Raw genomic sequence first — 18,042 nt, 5'->3', positions numbered from 1 at the left:
CGAACATCGGCCCAACTTGCAGCGAGGCATAGCGAATGACGCAACCTCTTCTGACGATGCGCGGCATCGTCAAAGCTTTTTCCGGCGTAAAGGCGCTCGACGGCATCGATCTGACCGTATCGCCGGGCGAATGCGTGGGCCTGTGCGGTGAAAACGGCGCGGGCAAATCGACGCTGATGAAGGTGCTATCCGGCGTGTATCCGCACGGAACCTGGGATGGCGAAATCACCTGGGAAGGCGAAACGCTGAAGGCCGCGAGCGTACGCGACACCGAACGCGCGGGCATCATCATCATCCACCAGGAACTGATGCTCGTGCCGGAGCTGTCGGTCGCGGAAAACATCTTTCTCGGCAACGAAATCACGCTGCCGGGCGGCCGCATGAATTACGCGGCGATGTATCAGCGCGCGGACGAACTGCTGCGCGAACTTGGCATCAGCGGCATCAACGCCGCGCAGCCCGTGATGAACTACGGCGGCGGCCATCAGCAGCTGATCGAAATCGCGAAGGCGCTGAACAAGCGCGCGAAGCTGCTGATTCTCGACGAACCGTCGTCCTCGCTGACCGCCTCGGAAATCGCGATCCTGCTCGACATCGTGCGCGATCTGAAACGGCGCGGCATTGCCTGCGTGTACATCTCGCACAAGCTCGACGAAGTCGCGGCAGTCTGCGACACGATCAGCGTGATTCGCGACGGCCGCCATGTCGCCACCGAGCCGATGCGTTCGCTGACGACCGAGCGGATCATCTCGCTGATGGTCGGCCGCGAGATCAAGAACCTGTTTCCGCGCGAGCCGCATCCGATTGGCGACGTGATCTTCGAAGCCCGCAACGTTACGTGTTTCGACGTGACGAATCCGCGCCGCAAGCGCGTGGACGACGTGTCGTTCTCGTTGCGACGCGGTGAGATTCTCGGCGTCGCCGGGCTCGTCGGCGCGGGCCGCACCGAGCTGATGCAGGCGATCTTCGGCGCGTATGCGGGGATCAGCGAGGCGCACGTCGTGCTCGACGGCAAGCCGCTGAAAATCCGCGCGCCGATCGACGCGATTCGCGCCGGCATCGCGATGGTGCCGGAGGACCGCAAACGCCACGGCATCGTGCCGGGCATGAGCGTCGGCCATAACATCACGCTTGCGGTATTGCAGCGCTTCGCGTCGGGCGGACGCATCGATTCCGCGGCCGAACTCGACACGATTCATACGGAAATGAAGCGGCTTTCGGTGCGCGCCGCGAATCCGATGCTATCGATTGCAAGTCTGTCGGGCGGCAATCAGCAGAAGGCCGTGCTCACGCGCATGCTGCTGACCAACCCGACCGTGCTGATCCTCGACGAACCGACACGCGGCGTCGACGTCGGCGCCAAGTACGAGATCTACAAGCTGATCTTCCAGCTGGCGCAGCGCGGCATGTCGATCGTGATGGTGTCGTCCGAATTGCCGGAAGTGCTCGGCATCAGCGACCGTGTGCTGGTGATCGGCGAGGGCGAGTTGCGCGGCGACTTCGTCAACGACGGTCTCACGCAGGAAGACATTCTCGGCGCCGCGATCCGCCCCGTGCATCTATCTACGAACCCAACCGCAGCGAGTGCCGCATGACTCCCGACGTAACTTCCCAACGCACCGACAACGCCGCGCCGCGAGGCGCATTCGGCGGCACGCAACGGCTCCAGCAACTGTTCGCGCGCTACAAGATTCTCGCGCTGCTGATCGCCGTCGCCGTGATCTGGATTTTCTTTTCGGCGCTCACCCACGGCGCGTTCGTGACGCCGCGTAATCTGTCGAATCTGCTGCGGCAGATGTCGATTACCGGCATGCTGGCGTGCGGCATGGTGTTCGTGATCATCGCCGGTGAGATCGATCTGTCGGTCGGTTCGCTGCTCGGTTTGCTCGGCGGCGTCGCTGCGATTCTCGACGTGAACCGGCACTGGCCGATCGGCGTGACGATTCCGGTCGTGCTGCTGCTCGGCATCGTGGTCGGCTTGTTCAACGGCTGGTGGTCGACGTATCGGCGCGTGCCGTCGTTTATCGTCGGGCTCGGCGGCATGCTCGCGTATCGCGGCATTCTGCTCGGCATTACCGGCGGCTCGACGATCGCGCCGGTGTCGGACAGCTTCGTGTTCGTCGGCCAGGGCTATCTGCCGCGCATTGCCGGGGACACGCTCGCCGTCGTGCTGTTCGTGCTGCTGGCCTTCCTGACGATCCGCCAACGCGCCAACCGGCAGCGTTATCAGCTGCGCGTCGTGCCGTTCTGGCAGGACGTCGCGAAGGTGGTCGGCGCGGGCGCGATTCTCGCCGGCTTCGTCGCGATGCTCGACAACTACGGCGGCATTCCGGTGCCGGTGTTGCTGCTGCTCGCGCTGCTCGGCATCTTCACGTGGATCGCGACGCAGACCGTGTTCGGACGCCGCATCTACGCGGTCGGCTCGAACCTCGAAGCGACGCGGCTGTCGGGTGTCAACACCGACCGCGTGAAGCTTGCGATCTTCGCGCTGATGGGGCTGATGTGCGCGTTCGCCGGCATCGTCAACACGGCGCGGCTCGCCGCCGGTTCGCCGTCGGCCGGCTCGATGGGCGAGCTCGATGCGATCGCCGCGTGCTTCATCGGCGGCACGTCGATGCGCGGCGGTTCCGGCACCGTGTACGGCGCGCTGATCGGCGCGCTCGTGATGGCGAGCCTCGACAACGGCATGTCGATGCTCGACGTCGACGCGTACTGGCAAATGATCGTGAAGGGCGGCATCCTCGTGCTGGCCGTGTGGATCGACGTGGTGTCGGGTTCGAACCGCCGTTGATCCGGTCGCAAGATCGCCTGATCGAATCAGGCGCAAGGTTCGCGGTGTGCCAGCGGTTTTAATCTCGCTCGCACACCGCGGCCCGCGCGATAGCAGTTAATGAAACACCCCACGACTTTCCCCCGCCGCTTTCCGTACCCGCCTTTCCACGCCGCACGGCCGCTCCAGGTTCACGCGAGCATTTAAGTATCACGCACGCCGATTCGTCTTATTACTATTCGCAGTCAAAGACGGGTGCATCGGCGCTGTCGCCGTTTTCCTACCATCGAGCCAGCCATGCCATGTTGACGCGCAGAACCTTTCTGCTTGGCGGCGCCAGTGCGTTGGGCGGGCTGCTGGTCGGCTGGGGCGTGCTGCCGCCGCGCCAGCGCCTGATGACGTCGACGCCGCTGCCGACGCAAGGCACTCAGGTCGCGCTGAACGGCTGGGTCAAGATCGACACCGACAACCGCGTGACGATCATCGTGCCGAAGGCAGAGATGGGGCAGGGCATCCATACGGGGCTTGCGATGCTGCTCGCCGAGGAGCTCGACGCCGACTGGTCGCAGGTGCACGTCGAAGAGGCGCCGATCGACCGGATCTACAACGCGGTGCAGAGCATCGTCGACGATCTGCCGTTTCGCCCGGACGACGACAGCTATATCCGGCGCGGCACCGTGTGGATTACGAGCAAGGCGGTGCGTGAGGTGGGCACGATGATGACGGGCGGCTCGTCGAGCATGAACGATCTCTGGACGCCGATGCGCGAGGCCGGCGCGTCGGCGCGCGCGATGCTGATCGGGGCGGCGGCCGACCGCTGGAACGTGCCGGTCCACGAATGTCGCGCGGAAAAGGGCCACGTGCTTCATTCGTGGGGGCATAAGGCGACGTTCGGCGAATTGTCGTCGGTGGCCGCGGGCCAGCCGCTGCCGCGCAGCGTCGTCCTGAAGCAGGCCGCCGACTTCAAGCTGATCGGCCAGCCCGTGCGGCGCATCGAAGCCGCGTCGAAAATCGACGGCGCGGCGCGCTTCGGCATCGACGTGCTGCCGAACGGGTTGGTTTATGCGAGCGTCGTGATGTGCCCGACGCTCGGCGGTACGGTCGCGCATTTCGATGCGACGCCCGCGCAAAAGATGCCGGGCTTCATCAAGGCGCTCGCCGTGCGGCCGTATGCGGGCGGCACCGGCGGCGTCGCCGTGATCGCGGACAACGCGTTTCACGCTATGAACGCGGTCGAGGCGATCAACGTGACCTGGCATCACGGCGAGGCCGCGAAGCTGTCGAGCACGGAGGTGGATCGCCACCTCGTCGACGCGCTCGACCATACGGACGGCCACGTGTATTACGCCATCGGCAACGTCGACAACGCGATGAGTCGCGCGGCGCGCAAGATCGAAGCGGTCTATCACGCGCCCTACCTCGCGCATGGCGCGGTCGAGCCGCTGAACTGCACCGTGCAGGTCGCCGACGGCGCGGCGACCGTCTGGGTGTCGACACAAATGCCGCGGCTCGCGCGGCACCATGCGGCGAAAGTGCTCGACCTCGACGTCGATCTCGTCGATGTGCAGACGCAGTTGTTGGGCGGCGCGTTCGGCCGGCGCCTCGAACTCGATTTCGTCGCGCAGGCCGCCGCGATCGCGCGCGAGGCCGATGGCCGTCCGGTGCAAACCATCTGGTCGCGCCAGCAGGATTTCACGCACGACTTCTACCGGCCCGCGTGCGCGGCACGGCTGCAGGCCGGCTTCGACGAGCACGGCAAGCTGGTCGCGTGGCAAGCGAAGTCGGCGGGCCAGGCGATCGTGCCGGATGCGCTCGCGCGCTACTACGGCGTGCCGCACATGCCGATCGACAAGACCACCTGCGAAGGCGCGTTCGATCAACCGTACGAGTGGCCGGCCGCGCGCGTGTCGCACAAGATCGTCGAATTGCCGGTGCCGATTGGCTTCTGGCGCTCGGTCGGCCACTCGCATCAGGCTTTCTTCACCGAGAGCTTCACCGACGAAGCCGCCGTCGCGGCCGGCCAGGACCCGATCGCGTTTCGCGCGATGCTGCTCGCCGAGCATCCGCGTCATCTGGCGGTTCTGAAGCGTGTCGAGAAGTTGTCCGATTGGGGACGTCCGCTCAAACCCGCCGCCGATGGCGCGCGCTGCGCGCGTGGCGTCGCGTTGCACGAGGCATTCGGCAGCGTCGTCGCGCAGGTCGCGGAGGTGTCGGTCGGGGCGAACCGGCAGATTCGCGTGCATCGCGTGGTGTGCGTGATCGATTGCGGTTTACCGGTGAACCCGAACCTGATCCGTCAGCAGATGGAAGGCGGCATCGTGTTTGGGCTGTCGAGCGCGTTGCAGAACGAGATCACGATCTTCAACGGCCAGGTGCAGCAGAAGAACTTCGTGGACTTTCCCGTCGTGCGGATGAATGTGTGCCCGGCGATCGAAGTCGACATCATGCCGAGTCAGCTGCATCCGCAAGGTGTCGGCGAGCCGGGCGTGCCGCCGATCGCGCCGGCGGTGGGCAATGCGGTGTTCGCGCTGACGGGGCAGCGTTTGCGGACGCTGCCGTTGCGGCTTGCATGACGGACGGCGGACAGGCAACAGCTTGCGATGCAGCGTGGCGACTCAGGAGGCAGGCATGGCGGTACTGAACATCAACGGACGCAGGGTGCTGGTCAATGCCGACCCGGACATGCCGCTGCTATGGGTACTGCGTTGCGATCTCGGCATGACCGGCACCAAGTTCGGCTGCGGCGTCGGCATCTGCGGCGCGTGCACGGTCAATCTCGATGATGCCGCGTGCCTCGCTTGCCAGACGCCGATGTCGAGCCTGCATACGCAGAAGATCACGACGATCGAGGGTTTGCAGGGGCCCGAGGCGCAGGCGCTGAAGGCCGCGTGGCTCGAACTCGATGTGGTGCAGTGCGGTTATTGCCAGAGCGCGCAATTGATGGCGGCTTGCGCGTTGCTGAAGCACAAACCCGATCCGACCGATGCCGACATCGACGAGGCGATGACGCCGGTGGTATGCCGTTGCGGCACGTATCCGCGGGTGCGGGCGGCGATACATCAGGCGGCGGCGAAGTCGCGCAAGAGCTGAGCCGCTCTTCCGGACCGCCGCCCGCCCAACTCAACGCGCGAACATTTCGACCACCGTAACCACCGCGGTGAAGACACCGATGCATCCGCCCAACGTGACTACACCCTGCATGAATGGCGACATACGAGACCCCGTAGTTGAAGTGGTGTCACGTATTTAACCGAAAGAGAAAGCAAAAAGAAAGCTTGTCAAAAATAAATCGTAAGACGGCCGATCAAGGCGCTTTCACAGTCGCGGCGCTCGACGCTCCCGACTTCGCGCTCGGCTTGCCCGCTACGGGTGTTGCCTTCAACTGCGGGCGCGTTTCTCCCGGCGTGCTTTGCCCGCCGACCTCCCACCCGCCGCCCAGCGACAGGAACAGATTGACCTGATCGACCGCCACCTGGCCTTCCGCCGCCGCGAGCTGCGACTTTGCGGCCGTCAGTGTGCGCGTCGCGTCGAGATCGGCGAGGAACGACTCGCGGCCGGCGCGATACAGCCGATGCGTTTCATCCGCCGATTGCGCAGCCGACTTCAGCGCCGCGCGCAGCGCTTCGGCGCGTGCGTAATCGGACGAATAGGTTGCGAGGTTAGTCTCGGTTTCGCGCAGCGCGCCCAGCACCACGCCGTCGAACTTGGCGAGCGCGACCTGGCTCGACGCTTCCGCTTCGCGGACCCGCTGCCGCGCGCCATTGGCCGGGAAGTTCCAGCTGATCAGCGGACCGAAGCCCCAACGCGCCGTCGGCTGGGTGGGAATGTCTTCCAGAATGCCGGTGAAGCCCGCCGACGCGCCAATGCTGATGCTCGGATAAAGCGCGCCGGTCGCGACACCGATGCGCGCCGTCGACGCCGCGAGCTGACGCTCGGCTTCGTGCACATCCGGGCGCCGCCGCAGCAGCCCGGCGCCGTCGCCGATCGGAATCGGCTGGTGGATTTGCGGCAGCCGGTCGCACGCGAGCACGGCCGGCGGCAATTGCGACGGTGACTGCGCCAGCAGCATTGCGAGCCGGTATTGCGCGATCTTGCGGCGCGCGGTGTAGCGTGGAATGTCGGCCGTCAGGGTCTCGACCTGGGTCTGGCCGCTCGTGACCGCGGTCTGGTTGCCGCGGCCCGCGTCGCGCAGACGGCGCGACAGATCCACGCGCTGCTTCTGCAACGCGAGCGATTGCTGCGCGATGTGCAGTTCCTCCGCCGCCGAGCATTGTTCGACGTACGAGCGCACCACGTCCGCGACGACGGTGATGCGAGCGAGGTCGGCCGCGGCTTCCACGGCCTCGGTGTCCGCCGCCGCCGCTTCGACACCGCGGCGCAGCTTGCCGAACAGATCGATTTCGTACGAGACGTTGATGCCCATGTCACCCAGATTGGCGACCGGCAGTTTCTCGAACAGCAGGAATTGCTCGGCCGATTCCTGCGCGCGCTGGATCGCCACCGACGCGTTGCCGGAAAAGCCACCCTGCGCCTGCGCCACGCCCAGCGCCTCGCGCGAGCGCGCGAGATTCGCGGCCGCGACGCGCAGGTCGGTATTCGATTTCAACGCCTGGTCGACCAGACCGTTCAGCACCGGATCGTCGTACAGCTTCCACCAGACGGTCGGCGTGTTGAGGTTCGACGTCAGCGCGGGATCGGCGCCCTCGATCGCTGCAGTTGCGAGCGGCGCATTGACGAGCGCCTGTTTCGGCAGCGTGTAGTTCGGCCCGACGTTGATGCAGGCGTTCAGCGCGACGGTGAGCGGCAATAACGGCAGCAATGGCAGCAGCGGCAAGCGCGGCGCCAGCGAGGACAAGGTACGCACGAACTTCATTGCGACGCGCCCGACGGTGCGGTGGCCGTTGCCCCGGCCGACCCGGAGCCCACCGACGAACCCGGCGCCACCGGCGCGGCCGAAGCGGCGAGCGTGCCAGATGCGCCGCCCGTGCCCGACACGGCTCGGGTTCTGACCGGCGACAGATCACGCACCGACACGGTCGCGGTACGCCCCGCGATCAGGCGAAAATCAGCGGGCACTTCATCGAGCGCGACGCGCACCGGAATGCGCTGCGCGAGCCGCACCCAGCTGAACGCCGGGTTCACGTTCGGCAGCAGATTGGCGCTTTGCGTGCGGTCGCGGTCTTCGATACCGGCGACGATGCTCTGCACGTGCCCGCGCAGCGGCTTCGGCTCGCCCATCACGATGATGTCGACCGGCTGGCCGATGTCGATGCCGCGCAGCTTGGTCTCCTCGAAGTAGCCGTCGACGCGGAACGAATGCATGTCGACCACCGCGACCACCGCGCGGCCCGCCGCGACGAATTCGCCGGCGCGCGGCGCGCGGTCGTTCAGATAGCCGTCGACCGGGCTTTTGATCGTCGAACGTTCGAGGTTCAGCTTCGCGGTGTCGATCGCGACGTTCGCATCGGCAAGCGCGGCTTCGCCAGCGTCGACGCGCGAGCGGCTTTCTTCGAGCACTTCGGCGGCGACGAGATTGCCGAGCTGGCGGTTGCGCGCGTATTCGCGGCGCGCCTGATCGAGCGTCGCGCGACGCTGCTGCGCGGTTGCCTCGGCCTGACGCAAGGCGAGCGTGTAGCGCGCCTGGTCGATCCTGAACAGCACCTGGCCCTGCTTGACCTGCTGGTTGTCCATGACCTCGACCGACGAAATCAGTCCCGACACGTCGGGGGCGACCTGGATCACGTCGGCGCGTACGTGGCCGTCGCGGGTCCACGGCGCGAACAGGTAGTAGTTGACGAGTTTCCACAGCACGAATGCCGCGACCACCACGACGATCAGGGTCAGCAGGATCTGACCGACGGAGAACCAGGTTTTTTTCACGTTATTAGTCTGTGCGAAACGACGACGACAAGGCCCAGCACCAGCACATAGATGCCGAGATCGAAGACGGAGCGATGCCAGACGAAGCGGTAAAAGCCGGCGTAATCGAGCACGGTGCGGATGCCGAGGTTGATCAGATACGCGATCAACATCAGAACCAGCACGGACGGTACGAATACGCCGAAGATATCGATTTCACCGATCATCGCGGGAACTGGGAAAAGGGGGGACGGGGCGCGCCAGCGGGTACGAACGGTGGCGCAAGAATGGGTACATCACGCGGCGGCCTCCGGTTCGGTCGGCGTTGGTTTCGTGAGGGTCGCCGGAAACAGCGAAAGACGCAAGCCGACCAGCGCGTGCAGCGCATCGCGCAACTGGCGCGCGGAGGTTGGCGAGGTCTCGGTCGGCGCCGCGGCGTTGGCCAGCCCCTGCGCGGTGACACGCGCGACGGCCACGTCGATCAACGACATCAGGCTGTCCGGTACCGGCTCGCGGTGGCGTCGCGCGACGCAGCTTTCGTAGTATGCACGCACTCCATCCAGCACATGCTCGATCGCGCCGGCCGCTTCGCCGCCGAGCTTGCGGGTGAGGCGGCGCAAATCGAGCGCGTTGAATGCGATGCGCAGATCGCGGAAGCTCTCGATCGACGGATGGCGTTGGTCGTCGGTGGCGGCAAGGCGCGGGATCAATTGCATCAGCCGGTCGAGCATGCGCGCCGCGAGGTTGCGCGGATCTTCGATCGGCCGCGTCGATGCGGTCAGCGCGACGTCGGCCCAGCTCGAGCGCAACAGGCGCGCCGCGGCGAGCTCGGCGCCGAACGGGCGCGTCACGCGGGTCCACAGGTATGCATAGAGCAGGCCGGAGAGGCCCGCGAGGTTGGCGTTCAGGAACGTCAGGAAGTTCGCGTCGTAAGCGTCCTGAATGCTGATGAAGGTGGCCGTGTTCACCGCGACCAGCACCGTCACCATGTTGAACTGCGGGCGCGGAATCAGCGTGCCGACCAGAATGAACGGCGCGGCGAACAGGATCACCAGCATCGCGAAGTCGTGTACCTGCGGCAGCACGACGAACAGATAGAGGCCCGCGGCCACGACGGCGACGCCAGTCGCGACGAAGAAGCGGAACATGAACGGCGCTGGTTCGTCGAGCGCGGCGAAGAAGCAGCAGGCGACCGCCGCCAGCGTGACCGCGCTCGCGCCGTCGTTCCAGCCCGAGCCGATCCACAGCGCGCACGCGAGCACCACGGCCGCGCCCGCCGACAGGGTCGCGAACAGCATCATGCCGCGATCGTAGAAGCGCTCGGTGCCGCCGAGCCGCCAGTGACGGAAATGCGGCCGCCACGAACCTTCCTCGCGGGTGATGATGATGCGCAGCGAGCGGCAGTCCTGCCACACGTCGATCACTTGCCCCAGCCGCCACAGCGCATTCGACAGCAGCGCGCCGTCCCAATGCGCGAGCGCGGCGGCGGGCGGGCGCATTGCGGCGATGCGCGCGCGCAGCGCGTTGGCGGTTTCGTCCGCGTGATAGCCCTCGCTCGGCTCGGGCAGCGGTTGGTTGAACCACTTGATGACGTCGTCGATCAGCGTCTGCAGCCCTTCGGGCCAATGTTGCGGGCCGTTGTTGTAGAGCGCGAGCAGCGGATCGGCGAGCGACGACATGATAGGCAGCAGCAACTGCATGCGGCCGCGCAGTTCATGCGCGCGCGCGAGCACGTCGGGCCGCGTGTGGTCGTAGGCGAGCTGGCTCAGCAGCAGTTCGAGACCGTTGATCGTGCTCGCGAGCCGTTGCCGCGCGCCGGAAATCGCCGAGCTTGCGATGCGGCCCGATAGCGTTTCGGTCGCGTAGAACGCGGCGTCGCGAAACCATGCGTCCGTGCGCTCGATGATCGTCGGCGCGAGCCGGCTCGGAAACACCGCGCTGCCGACGATGCTCGCGCACACGATGCCGAGAATGATCTCCTCGGTCCGGCTCACGGCGAGATCGAACACGCCGGTCGGATTCGTCACCGATGGCAGCGCGATGATCGGCATCGTATAGGCGGCCAGCATGAACACGTAGCTGCGCGCGGTGCGGTCCGCTACCGCGAGGTACAGCATCGTGCAGGTCCACGCTGCGACGATCACGCTGAACAGGTACGGCGATTCGACGAACGGCGGCACCAGCAGCACCGCGCCAGACGCGCCGAGCGCGGTGCCCAGCGCACGATAGATCGCCTTCGAGCGGGTCGCGCCGACGAACGGGTTCGACACGATATAGACGGTGGCCATCGCCCAGTACGGACGCGGCAGTTCGAACGCGAGGCCGATGTAGAGCGCGAGCATGGCCGCGGCGAACGTCTTGATTGAGAACAGCCAGTCGCGGAGAGTGGGATAGACCATGAGCCGTTACGCGGAATCGGCGTTGTGCGGCGCGCTGGCTCGCGCCCCGCGCCTGGTGGACTTGCGCGCCTTCACGGTGCCGCGGGATTTGCCGGCCGTTTTGGCCGCGCTTTTGCCGCTCGTCCGTTTGACCTTGCCGGCAAGCGGCTCGCCTTTGGCGGGCTCAGGCTCGCCGCCGCCCGGTTCGGAGCGTGCGGCGGCATCGGTCGTGAATGCGTCGAGCACGCGCAGCGCGGCTTCGAGATCGTCGCGCGATACACCTTTGAGCGCCTGCGCGCGCAGCGTGACCAGCTCCTCTTCCATCTTCGCGGTGACGGCGCGGCCTTCGTCGGTCAGGACGACGGTCTTCGCGCGGCGGTCTTCGGGGTCTTCGTCACGGCGCATCAGGCCGGCCGCGCACAGCTGGTCGAGCAGCCGCACGAGCGATGGCCCCTCGATGCCGATGTGATCGGCGAGCGTGACCTGACGCACCGCCGAGCCGAGCCGGCTTGCGGTCAGAAGCGGTGTCGCGCACGCTTCGGAGACGTTGAAGGCCGCGAGCACACCGTGACTCGTGCGCCGCCACTTTCTGGCGGCGACGACCAGCGTGCTGCTGACGGTGCGGCGCAAGGCATCGAGATTCGACATGGCCGGTATTGTATTTCCAAAATATTCGTTAGCAAACTATTGATTTTGGAAATCGTGGCCGAACCGGAGGAGTCTGCGGCGCGAATCACGCAACCAGCCCGATCCGCACCGTGCGCGCCAGGTCGTCGAGCTGGAACGGCTTGCGCAGGATCGTGCAATGCTTGACTGCGAGATCGGAGATGTTGACGTCCGCATAACCGGTCGCGAGGATCACCGGCAGATCGGCACGAAGCTTGCGCGCCGCGGCGATCACGTCGATGCCGTTCATGCCCGGCATCGCGAAGTCGACCATCAGCAGATCGGGATGATCGTCGACGAGGCGGTCAAGGCCGGCCTGGCCGTCGGCGGCCTCGGTCACCGTATAGCCGAGCATGCGCAATGATTCAACGAGCATCGCGCGCACCTCGTTGTCGTCCTCGACCACGAGCACGTGCTTGTCGCCGGCCGCGTTCGCTTCCGCGTCGGACTCCGCTTCGTTGTGCGCGACCACCCGCTCGCGCATCGGCAGCCAGATCTGCACCGTGGTGCCGATGCCTTCTTCGCTGAAGATGCGCGCGGTGCCGCCCGCCTGCCTCGCGATGCCATACACCTGGCTTAGGCCGAGCCCCGTGCCCTTGCCGACAGGCTTGGTCGTGAAGAACGGATCGAACACGCGCGACACGACGTCGGGCGGAATGCCTTCTCCGGTATCAGTGACTTCGATCACGACGTAGCGGCCTTGCTTCAGCGTCTGGTCGGGCGCATCGCGCAGGGTCACGCGAATGTCGAGGCGGCCGCCATCGGGCATCGCGTCGCGCGCGTTGATCGCGAGATTGAGCACCGCGAGCTCGAGCTGATTCGCGTCGGCGCGGGTCCACATTTCATTGCGCTCGAAGTCGTTGCCGTAGCGGATGCTCGATCCGAGCGACACCGCGATGATGTCGCGCATGCCTTGCAGCAGCGCGACCACGTCGATCGCTTTCAGATTCGGGTTGCTGTTGCGGGAGAAGGTCAGCAGCTGGCCGGTCAGTTTCGCGCCGCGCTCGGTCGCGCGCTTGACGGTGGCGGCCATGCCGCGCAGGCGTTCGTCGCCGATCACGCGCGCGATCAGTTCCGCGTTCACCATGATCACGTTGAGCAGATTGTTGAAGTCGTGCGCGATGCCGCCGGTCAGCTGGCCGAGCGCCTCCATCTTCTGCGATTGCACGAGCACGGCCTGCACCTTCGCGCGTTCGTGGATCTCGGCCATCAGCCGGTCGTTGGCCGACGCGAGTTCGTGCGTGCGCGCGGCGATGCGGCTTTCCAGCGAATCGTTCAGCTGCTCCAGCGCGTCCTGTGCCTCGATGCGCTCGGCAAGCAGCCGTCGCGATTCATATTGCCGCCCGCGGGCCCGCAACGACGACGCGACCGCGCGCCGCAAGGTTTCCGAATTGAGCGGACGCTCGAGCACGACGACGTTGCCGAGCCGTTCGAGCACTTCGAGCCCGCGCGTGGAGCGATGGCCGATGCTGCGCGCGGCGAGCAGGATGAACGGGAAGTCGGACCATGCGGGCTGCCGTTCGAGCCAAGCAAAGAGGCCCGAGCCGTGGCCGTTCGCGAGCGCTTCCTCGGTGAGCAGCGCGGTGCCGGCTCCGGCGTCGAGCTCGCTGGTGAGCGCGTCGGCGTCGTCGCAGGTCACGCACGCGCGTGCGTCGTTGTGCAACACAGCGGCGATCACTTCGGCGTCGCGGCCGAACGGTGCGAGGATGAGGACACGCTGCTCCATCGCTTACTGTCCCGATGTGTCGATCAGATTGTTCGCCGCGCCGAGCATCGCGGTGCCGCCGCGATACGAGGGCAGGCCCGACAACACGCCCTCGAAATCACGCAGCGCTTCGCCGATCTCGACGCCTGCGGTGCCGAGGCGGAACTGGCGGATCGTGCGTTCATGATCGTTCGCGCGGCTCTTGACGGCGGTTACCGCGGTCAGCACTTCGCCGTGATGCTCGAAGTAGCGGAACAGCACGACCACGTCGCTCAGATAACTGATGTCGACCTCGGTCTGCACCTCGCCGATGATGCCGTGCTGCCCGAGCACGAGCATCGTGACCACGCCCTGCTGATTCAGATAGCCGAGTAGCTCATGCATGTGCAGCAGCAGGAAGCGCTCGCCGGGTATCGCCTGCAGATAGGCGTTCAGGCTGTCGACCGCGACATAGCACACACCTTCGTTTTCGACCGCGTTGCGCACGTCGCTCGACAGCTCGCCCGGCGAGATTTCCGCGGGATCGATCTGGCGCAAAGTCAGCAGACCGCTGTCGACATGCGGTGCGAGGTCCATGCCGAGCGACGCGCAGCGCGTGACCAGGGTGCTGAGCGTTTCGTCGAACACGTAGTACGCGCAGCGCTCGCCGCGTTCGAGCGCGGCAAGCAGGCACGACACGACGGTGGTGGTTTTGCCGACCCCCGACGGGCCGATGATCAGCGAATTGGTGCCGGGAACGAGGCCGCCGCCGAGCAGCGCGTCGAGGCCGGGCGTGCCGGTGCTCATCGGGCTCGTGCCGAATTCGCGGTGATGCTCGGCGGCGACCAGGCGCGGATAGACGCGCAGACCGCCGGTGTTCAGCGTGAAGTCGTGATAGCCCTCGCGGAACTTGATGCCGCGCATCTTCGCGATGCGCAGACGGCGGCGGTTGCCGCCGTAATCGTGGGAAATGTTGTCAAGGCTGATCACGCCGTGCACGATGCTGTGAAGCTGAATGCCGGAGGCGCTGGCCGACGTGTCGTCGAGCAGCAGCACCGTGCATGCGCGTGTCGAGAAATGGTGCTTGAGCGCGAGAATCTGCCGGCGGTAGCGCAACGGGTTCTCCGCCAGCAGCCGCAGTTCGGACAGGCTGTCGAGCACGACGCGCGCGGGTTTCAGTTCGTCGACGTGTTCGATCACGTTGCGCACGCTTTCGCCGAGTTCGACTTCGGCCGGGTGCAGCACGCTCTGTTCGTATTGTGGTTCGAGCCCTTCTTCGGGCAGCTGTTCGAGTATCTTGAAGCGGTTCAGATCCCAGCCGTGGCTCGCGCCGATCGCGAGCAGTTCGGCACGGGTTTCGGACAGCGTGACGTAAAGACCGGTCTGCCCTTCGTCGAGGCCCTTGAGTAAGAATTGCAACGCCAGGGTGGTTTTACCCGTGCCTGGCTCACCCTCTACGAGGTACATGCGGTTCGGCGTGAGACCACCGCCGAGGATGTCGTCGATTCCTGCGATGCCCGACGATAAGCGGGCGGGGGTGGGGGCGGCGGTGGTGGTCGACATGATGGTTGCAATGACGTCGGCAGTGGCTTTGATCGGAAGCGGCGTGATGTTGCGGCCGGTATGGCGCCACGCAATTTGTGTGCCGTCCTGCGCGGCCTGCGTGCCGGGGGCTCGCGCGAATGGGCATGAAGCGTGCTGTTGAAGGTGGCTCGCTGCGAGCTTTTTTCAGCAGCACTCTGGAAGCTTCACGCACAACATGAAAGCCTATCGACCCTCCGCTATCGCGCTTACCGCGGCATCGCTCGTTGCGCTGCTGCCGGCCGGCGCATCCGCCGACGATAGCCCCAGACCTTGCGGCGCGCTAAAACGGATCGTCGCCGCGGCGCCCGACGGCTTCACCTCGCTGACGCCCGACGACGGCAAAGGCGTCGCGCAACCCTATGGCGACGACGCGCAATGTTCGGCCGCGCATCGTAGTTTCCAGTGCACGTGGACGCCGCATCAGGCGACGGGCTCGAACGCGGATGCATTGGAAGCGGTCGCGGCCGACATCGCGTCGTGCCTGCCCGATGCAACCCACGATCAGAATTCGCCGGGACGTCAGCACTTTTATCTCGGCGCGAAGAATCGACGCACCGAAATCACGCTGACGCCCGAGGGGTCGAACCGGTTGCGGCTCGTGGTGTCGGGCAGGTAAGCGGCGGTTCCGTTCAGGCGGTGGCGGCCGGCCACCATGACCAGCCGCGTCGCGAGTGGCGTAATTCGACGACCGACAGCGGCGCGATCTCGATGTGACAGAACACGGTTGGCGACGCGCCGAGGGCATGCACGATTGCCGCTCGCAGAAGCGTTGCGTGAGTGATCGCGATGATGGTCCGACCGTGCGCAGAGGCCGCGAAGCCTGCTTCGTTGACCGCGTTGCATGAGTGTGCGTCTGCCTGTTGCGCGTCGAGCCACTCTCCGACCCGCCGCACCAGTCGATCGAACGATTCACCGCCGGGCGGCGCAGCGTCGGGCTCGCGTGTCCAGGCCGCGAGTTCGCGGGGGGCTTCGTCGGCAATATCCGCGAGGCGCTGGCCGCGCCATTTGCCGTAGTCGATATCCGCCAATGCGTCGGCAGGCGTGGCGCTCAGACCGAGCGCGGCGGACGTTTGGCGCGCGCTTGCGGCGGGACTGGTGAACACGGCGGCGTCGGCGGGAAGCGCGAGACGGGCGCGCGCCGCTTCGGCTTCGGCGCGGCCGCGCGCGTCGAGCGGATCGTCGGCGGGGAAGCGGCCCGCGCGCTGTGCGGCCGTTGCCGCATGGCTCACCAGTAACAGTCGCGTATCCATTCTTTGCGTTGGCGCCTCATTCGCACTTGCCTGCATGGCTTCATCGGCTCGCTGCGGGCGTTGCGCGTTGCGCGTTGCGAGGTAGCCTTCGTCGTCGCGGAAGCCGCAGTTTAGCGCGTAGAATACCGACACTGCGAAGCACGGAAGCCGGTGAGAGCCCGGCGCGGTCGCGCCACTGTAATCGGCCTTGCAATCCACAAGAGCCGAAAGCCAGACCTGAGCTTCGCATCATTCTTCCGCAATCGACTATCGGGGCGCGTTACCCCAGGAGATGTCCATCATGACCGACGCTGTTTTCGATCGCGCCGCGCAACCGGCGGCCCAGCCCACTCCCATTCCTTTGCGCGAACTGCTGCCGTGGGTCGTGTTCGGCGGCTTGCTGCTGTTGCTCGCGCTTTACTTCGTTGGTGCGGAACAGGGCGCGACATCGCTCGTGCCCGGCATGTACGTGCATGAGTTCGTGCACGACGGCCGCCATCTGCTTGGCTTTCCCTGCCACTAACGGAGTTCGACATGGTAGGTAAATTGTTGGTGCGCGGGATGCTCGCGGGCATCGTCGCGGGCTTGCTCACGTTCGCCTTCGCGCGAATCGTCGGCGAACCACAGGTCGAGCAGGCCATTTCGCTCGAAGAAAAAGCGGCCACCGCGCGCGGCGAGGCGCCCGAGCCCGAAATCGTGAGCCGTGAGACGCAGGCTGGCCTCGGCCTGCTGACTGGCGTGGTCACGTATGGTGCGGCATTCGGCGGTCTGTTCTCGCTGGTGTTTGCTTATTCATATGGACGCACGGGTACCTCGAGCGTGCGCGCGCTGTCCGCGTGGCTCGCGCTTGGCGCGTTCATTGCCCTCGTGGTCGTGCCGAATATCAAGTATCCGGCCAATCCGCCGTCGGTCGGTGATCCGGACACGATCGGCACGCGCACGGGCCTGTTCTTTCTGATGATCGCGATTTCGCTCACGACGATGGTGTTTTCGCTGAAGGTGCGGCGCCGCGCGGCGGCGAAGCTGGGTGCATGGAACGGCTCGATCGTCGCGGGACTCGTATTCGTCGTGATCATCGCGGCCGTACAACTGTCGATGCCGGTCATCAATGAAGTACCGGCCACGTTCCCGGCCGTGCTGCTGTGGAAGTTCCGCGTCGCAGCGATCGGCATGCAGGTGGTCATGTGGACGACGATCGGGTTGTTGTTCGGCGCGATGGTCGAGCGCAGTGCTTTTATGCGAACGAATGCGCGGGTGACGATGAAGTCGGCCTGAATGGGACCGTGACGCGTGGCCGCGCAAGCGGCCACGCTTCGCGCGCAATGCGCGAGAATGGTTTTGGATCAAGTACTTGGCGTGGTTGTGGAGCGGTTATCCACAGCCTTGCGAACATTTTCTGTGGAAAAGCTGCTTAACGGCTTTTCGCAACTCCACTCGACGCGGCTCCCAGTGAATCCAATTGGACGCCTAACTAATTCCATCTTGTGCGTGGCGCTGCTTAATTTTTGAGCTCTTCAACTTTTTAAGATAATTTGTGAGAAGGGTATTGACGTGTTGTCGACCGCTCTCCATAATCTCGTTTCTCTGCTGCAGAAGCAGCGACGCAAACGAAGCGGTGCCGGGTAGTGGTGGTTCAGGCGCAGCGGGTTGGGCGGATCGATCTTTAAAAACTAACAGCCGATAAGTGTGGGCGCTTGATGCGGAATGCGGCGGCGGATTCTTCTGGATCTGCTGCAAGGCAAAAAGTATCAGAAAGCCTCACACAGTATTAGAGGAAGGTTTATCTGTCGAAAGACGGATTGATCATCGTCAGTACGTTGAGTGAGCGACCGGTTTCTGACGAAACCGAAAACAGTAACAGGTTTGAACTGA

At 65.4% G+C, this 18,042-nt stretch carries 15 protein-coding genes and 1 riboswitch; of the genes, 7 read left to right on the top strand and 8 right to left on the bottom strand.

Annotated elements, in window-relative coordinates:
- The first annotated feature begins 35 nt into the window (after nucleotides 1-35).
- From xylG to AB3X89_RS15555, 4 genes are all read left to right on the top strand, one after another.
- A complete protein-coding gene (xylG, locus tag AB3X89_RS15570; RefSeq protein ID WP_368584086.1) occupies nucleotides 36-1,595 on the top strand; it encodes a D-xylose ABC transporter ATP-binding protein in 1,560 nt (519 codons plus the stop codon).
- Nucleotides 1,592-2,791, top strand: coding sequence for a sugar ABC transporter permease (locus AB3X89_RS15565; protein WP_368584085.1), 1,200 nt, complete (start codon nucleotides 1,592-1,594; stop codon nucleotides 2,789-2,791). The genes xylG and AB3X89_RS15565 overlap by 4 nt, the downstream gene beginning before the upstream one ends.
- Before the next feature lie 281 nt (nucleotides 2,792-3,072).
- Nucleotides 3,073-5,343, top strand: coding sequence for a molybdopterin cofactor-binding domain-containing protein (locus AB3X89_RS15560; RefSeq protein WP_368584084.1), 2,271 nt, complete (start codon nucleotides 3,073-3,075; stop codon nucleotides 5,341-5,343).
- Nucleotides 5,344-5,398: 55 nt separating this feature from the next.
- The gene (locus AB3X89_RS15555; RefSeq protein WP_368584083.1) at nucleotides 5,399-5,860 is read left to right on the top strand and encodes a (2Fe-2S)-binding protein; all 462 of its coding nucleotides are present in this window, start codon (nucleotides 5,399-5,401) and stop codon (nucleotides 5,858-5,860) included.
- Between the two features lie 214 nt (nucleotides 5,861-6,074).
- Here the strand turns inward: AB3X89_RS15555 and AB3X89_RS15550 are convergent, their stop codons facing one another.
- From AB3X89_RS15550 to AB3X89_RS15520, 7 genes are all read right to left on the bottom strand, one after another.
- A complete protein-coding gene (locus AB3X89_RS15550) occupies nucleotides 6,075-7,643 on the bottom strand; it encodes an efflux transporter outer membrane subunit (protein WP_368584082.1) in 1,569 nt (522 codons plus the stop codon).
- Nucleotides 7,640-8,650: an efflux RND transporter periplasmic adaptor subunit gene (locus tag AB3X89_RS15545; protein ID WP_368584081.1), complete on the bottom strand. Its 1,011-nt coding sequence runs from the start codon at nucleotides 8,648-8,650 to the stop codon at nucleotides 7,640-7,642. Before AB3X89_RS15545 ends, AB3X89_RS15550 begins: the two co-directional genes overlap by 4 nt.
- On the bottom strand, nucleotides 8,647-8,856 hold the full coding sequence (locus tag AB3X89_RS15540) for a DUF1656 domain-containing protein (RefSeq protein ID WP_176123222.1): 210 nt from the start codon (nucleotides 8,854-8,856) through the stop codon (nucleotides 8,647-8,649). Before AB3X89_RS15540 ends, AB3X89_RS15545 begins: the two co-directional genes overlap by 4 nt.
- A gap of 69 nt (nucleotides 8,857-8,925) precedes the next feature.
- On the bottom strand, nucleotides 8,926-11,028 hold the full coding sequence (locus AB3X89_RS15535) for an FUSC family protein (RefSeq protein ID WP_368584080.1): 2,103 nt from the start codon (nucleotides 11,026-11,028) through the stop codon (nucleotides 8,926-8,928).
- Between the two features lie 6 nt (nucleotides 11,029-11,034).
- Nucleotides 11,035-11,655, bottom strand: a complete 621-nt coding sequence (locus tag AB3X89_RS15530) for a MarR family winged helix-turn-helix transcriptional regulator (protein ID WP_368584079.1) — start codon at nucleotides 11,653-11,655, stop codon at nucleotides 11,035-11,037.
- An 85-nt stretch (nucleotides 11,656-11,740) separates the two neighbouring features.
- On the bottom strand, nucleotides 11,741-13,399 hold the full coding sequence (locus tag AB3X89_RS15525) for an ATP-binding protein (protein ID WP_368584078.1): 1,659 nt from the start codon (nucleotides 13,397-13,399) through the stop codon (nucleotides 11,741-11,743).
- A gap of 3 nt (nucleotides 13,400-13,402) precedes the next feature.
- Nucleotides 13,403-14,920 (bottom strand): ATPase domain-containing protein, encoded by a 1,518-nt coding sequence (locus tag AB3X89_RS15520; protein ID WP_368584077.1) that lies wholly within the window; start codon nucleotides 14,918-14,920, stop codon nucleotides 13,403-13,405.
- A 196-nt stretch (nucleotides 14,921-15,116) separates the two neighbouring features.
- On the opposite strand from AB3X89_RS15520, the gene AB3X89_RS15515 reads away from it, so the two are divergent.
- Nucleotides 15,117-15,557 (top strand): hypothetical protein, encoded by a 441-nt coding sequence (locus AB3X89_RS15515; RefSeq protein WP_368584076.1) that lies wholly within the window; start codon nucleotides 15,117-15,119, stop codon nucleotides 15,555-15,557.
- A 13-nt stretch (nucleotides 15,558-15,570) separates the two neighbouring features.
- Here AB3X89_RS15515 and AB3X89_RS15510 read toward each other — a convergent pair whose 3' ends face one another.
- A complete protein-coding gene (locus tag AB3X89_RS15510) occupies nucleotides 15,571-16,191 on the bottom strand; it encodes a histidine phosphatase family protein (RefSeq protein ID WP_368584075.1) in 621 nt (206 codons plus the stop codon).
- An 84-nt stretch (nucleotides 16,192-16,275) separates the two neighbouring features.
- A riboswitch (cobalamin riboswitch) is annotated at nucleotides 16,276-16,431 on the top strand.
- A gap of 40 nt (nucleotides 16,432-16,471) precedes the next feature.
- Here AB3X89_RS15510 and AB3X89_RS15505 point away from each other — a divergent pair.
- Both AB3X89_RS15505 and AB3X89_RS15500 read left to right on the top strand, forming a co-directional pair.
- Nucleotides 16,472-16,693, top strand: coding sequence for a CbtB-domain containing protein (locus AB3X89_RS15505; protein WP_368584074.1), 222 nt, complete (start codon nucleotides 16,472-16,474; stop codon nucleotides 16,691-16,693).
- Between the two features lie 11 nt (nucleotides 16,694-16,704).
- Entirely contained in the window at nucleotides 16,705-17,445 is a 741-nt protein-coding gene (locus AB3X89_RS15500) for a CbtA family protein (RefSeq protein WP_368584073.1), read from the top strand.
- Nucleotides 17,446-18,042: the final 597 nt, after the last annotated feature.

The sequence above is a fragment of the Paraburkholderia sp. BR14320 genome (assembly GCF_040948665.1).
In the GTDB taxonomy this organism is placed as follows: domain Bacteria; phylum Pseudomonadota; class Gammaproteobacteria; order Burkholderiales; family Burkholderiaceae; genus Paraburkholderia; species Paraburkholderia youngii.
Note: the sequence above shows the minus strand (reverse complement) of the source record. Positions and strands in the feature narration are given on the sequence as shown.